Source organism: Pseudomonas sp. KB_12 (assembly GCF_052114545.1).
GTDB lineage: Bacteria > Pseudomonadota > Gammaproteobacteria > Pseudomonadales > Pseudomonadaceae > Aquipseudomonas > Aquipseudomonas brassicacearum.
On sequence record NZ_JBFREY010000075.1, the window covers coordinates 1 to 3,321 of the forward strand.

Sequence of the window (3,321 nt, forward strand, 5' to 3'; positions counted from 1 at the left end):
ATGTCAGCCTTGTTCAGGAAGACAACGATGTACGGAACGCCTACCTGACGGGACAGCAGGATGTGCTCACGGGTTTGCGGCATCGGACCATCAGCGGCCGAGCAAACCAGGATCGCGCCGTCCATCTGGGCAGCACCGGTGATCATGTTTTTTACGTAGTCGGCGTGACCTGGGCAGTCAACGTGTGCGTAGTGACGCACGGCCGAATCGTATTCAACGTGAGCGGTGTTGATGGTGATACCGCGAGCTTTTTCTTCCGGGGCGCTGTCGATCTTGTCGAAGTCAACCTTGGCCGAACCGAAAACTTCGGAGCAGACACGGGTCAGAGCAGCGGTCAGCGTGGTTTTACCGTGGTCAACATGACCAATGGTACCAACGTTGACGTGCGGCTTATTACGTTCGAACTTTTCCTTAGCCATCGAAATCACCCCTAGGAGAAGAATTTAGCGAGTCACACAAGCCATTAAAACAAAGGCAGATATTTTCATATCTGCCTTGTTATATGGAGCTCTTGAGCGGATTTGAACCGCTGACCTCACCCTTACCAAGGGTGTGCTCTACCAACTGAGCTACAAGAGCGAAACACTTTGCACAACCTGCAAACTTGGAGCGGGTAGCGGGAATCGAACCCGCATCATCAGCTTGGAAGGCTGAGGTTCTACCACTAAACTATACCCGCGGAGCTTGCAGCTCACGCTAAAAATGGTGGAGGGGGAAGGATTCGAACCTTCGAAGTCGTAGACGTCAGATTTACAGTCTGATCCCTTTGGCCGCTCGGGAACCCCTCCTAAGCGAGCCGGCATTCTATATCATGCCAGCCTTCTGTCAAGCATTTTCTCATTAAAAACCTGAGGTTAGCTGCGTTGACGTCGCTTCGTACCGCTAACCTTTAAAGGTCTTCGCTGCGAAGCGGGCGCCATTCTATGCAAACTACCCAGCGGGTGCAACCCCCTCGCATGGCATTATTTTATGTTTTAACTCATTGAATTCTTTAGAAAGGTTTTGAAGCAACGTTTCATTCACCTTTCCTGCGCTTTCCTGGGAAACCTGAACCCAGAATCCCCCACCCTCAGGGACATTTGGCGAGTTTGGCGCTGCAGAACGACCCGCGACGCCCGAGGCAGCCAATCGCTGCTCCAGCTGCCTGGCCAGCTCCGGACGAACAAAACCACCCAAGTAAACACAAGTTTTTTGCGCCTCACCGGGTTTACCCAGGTCGCGCCTGACAAGTGCATCCGCCGTCTCGCTCAACAGGTGAATATCCTGCTGCGAACCACGGTATAAACTGAGTGGGGTCACATCCTTGGCGCGAAGTGGGGCCTCCTGTTGATGCCAGATGTAGTAGAAGACATTCAAAACCAGCAACAACAGAAACAACCACCGCATAGAAACCTCAAGACAAAGGACAGGCCATCGCCAAACCGACAAAAACCAGGTCGGGCACCACCTTGGCATCAGGAACAACCCCGGAAACCAGATTGGCATCCCCACCCGTGAGAAACACCACGAAATCCTTTCCCCAATATTGCTGCGCCAATTCAAGCTGAGTCAGGACAAACCCTCTGAGCATCAACATGCAACCGCGCTCGACCGCTTCGACAGTTGTCCGACCTGGAGCGAGACTCTCATGGGCTCGCTCGGCGGCCATATCGTCATAGCGAATTCTTCGCGTATGAGTACGCAATTGGTTACGCATCAAAGGCATGCCCGGACAAATGAATCCGCCGAGATGCTCACCGTCCGCAGCTACAAAATCAGCCGTAATGGCAGTACCAAAATCAAGGACCAGGCACGCACCTGAAGCAAGATGGTACCCACCAAGCAAGGCCAACCATCGATCAAGCCCCAACCGCTCGTAATCCTGATAGCCGTTTTTCACCCCTGCCATTTCTCGGGCAGGCACAGCGCGAGTCACCGACACCCCAAACACATCAACGAGAGAGGCGACCAATAAATCCGTCTCCTCCGGGGTCCTTACACTAACAAGACGACATTTCTTGAGTTGGAACTTCTCGGCATTACTCAGGCTCACCAGCAAATCGCTGTCAGAGCTGACCACGCCACCTTCGACCGGCGTAACCCCATCGGCACGAAGAACACGCCATTTGATAAAGCTATTGCCGCAGTCAAGCTCAAGAATCATCACGCAACCTCAGGCTGAGCTCACCACCGCTAAAGTTTTTTTCCACACCGTCTACCTTCAAACGCAGCGCACCCTGGTGATCAATGCCCAGCACAATACCGTCAATCTTATTAACACCGGCAATCAAGGAGACAGCCCTGCCCTGCCAAAGATGGTATTGCTCCCACTCCGACTGTATTGCGGCAAACCCCGATGCGTGATGAAGCCTCAGATAGTGCTGAAGCTTCGCACCCAATCGTGCCACCAGCTCATTTCGATCAAAATCCCTTCCAGCCTCAAGGCACATGGATGTCCACTGCTGGTCGACCTCATCAGTCGATTGCATATTCACATTAATCCCCACGCCAAGGACAACATGGCAAACGTCCGCAGGATCCCCCACCAACTCAAGCAAGATGCCGGCGATCTTTTTCTCTCCCACCAGGACATCATTAGGCCATTTCAGCCCCGCCTCAGCGATCCCCATATCACGCAGGGCATGCATGACAGCAAGTCCGACGACCAGGCTCAGCCCTTCGATCTGCCGCATGCCACCGTCAATGCGCAGAACCAGGCTGTGATAGAGGTTTTCGGCAAACGGACTGACCCACTTACGACCACGACGACCGCGCCCAGCGGTCTGTCGCTCGGCCAAAACCATGAACGGCGCCGCCGCTCCCGGCTCGATCAAACGCAACGCCTCGGCGTTGGTCGAATCGATAGCGTCGAAGATATGGACAGGCCACTCATGAAGGCCCTTTGCGTAAATCTCTGCAGCATCCAAAAGCACCAGAGGCTTAGCCAACTGATACCCCCTACCTCGAACCTTATGAACAGACAGCCCTATTTCTGCTTCCAAGTGCTGCAATTGCTTCCACACAGCACTACGACTGATACCCAACGCAGCACCCAGCGCCTGCCCTGAATGAAAGCGACCATCCTTCAGAAGTTTTAGCAACGTGAGCATGCGGAGTGCGCCCTGATAATGAGGCCCGCATGATAGCCATGCACAAGACAGTTGCATAGAAACACAAAATGACTTTCCTGCGAGCAAAACAAAACCCCTACCTGCATCAGCAGATAGGGGTTTCGGAATTTAATCTTGACGATGACCTACTCTCACATGGGGAAACCCCACACTACCATCGGCGATGCATCGTTTCACTGCTGAGTTCGGGATGGGATCAGGTGGTTCCAAT

4 protein-coding genes, 3 tRNA genes and 1 rRNA gene are annotated in these 3,321 nt (G+C 53.4%); all 8 read right to left on the reverse strand.

The annotated features are described in order from the left end of the window. Positions 1-419 (reverse strand): GTP-binding protein (locus AB4Z20_RS27875; RefSeq protein WP_315642073.1); only part of this gene is annotated, 419 nt, incomplete at its 3' end. Positions 420-503: 84 nt separating this feature from the next. Beyond that, a tRNA-Thr gene (locus AB4Z20_RS27880) sits at positions 504-579 on the reverse strand. Positions 580-605: 26 nt separating this feature from the next. Next, positions 606-679: transfer RNA gene (locus tag AB4Z20_RS27885), tRNA-Gly, on the reverse strand. 24 nt (positions 680-703) lie between these two features. Then, positions 704-788 (reverse strand) — tRNA-Tyr (locus tag AB4Z20_RS27890). Positions 789-930: 142 nt separating this feature from the next. Then, the gene (locus AB4Z20_RS27895; RefSeq protein ID WP_320389531.1) at positions 931-1,386 is read right to left on the reverse strand and encodes a hypothetical protein; all 456 of its coding nucleotides are present in this window, start codon (positions 1,384-1,386) and stop codon (positions 931-933) included. A 7-nt stretch (positions 1,387-1,393) separates the two neighbouring features. Next, positions 1,394-2,143 (reverse strand): pantothenate kinase, encoded by a 750-nt coding sequence (locus AB4Z20_RS27900; protein ID WP_442091209.1) that lies wholly within the window; start codon positions 2,141-2,143, stop codon positions 1,394-1,396. Then, on the reverse strand, positions 2,133-3,089 hold the full coding sequence (gene birA / locus AB4Z20_RS27905) for a bifunctional biotin--[acetyl-CoA-carboxylase] ligase/biotin operon repressor BirA (protein WP_253469868.1): 957 nt from the start codon (positions 3,087-3,089) through the stop codon (positions 2,133-2,135). The genes AB4Z20_RS27900 and birA overlap by 11 nt, the downstream gene beginning before the upstream one ends. A gap of 133 nt (positions 3,090-3,222) precedes the next feature. After that, positions 3,223-3,321 (reverse strand): 5S ribosomal RNA (rrf, locus tag AB4Z20_RS27910); the annotation flags it as partial.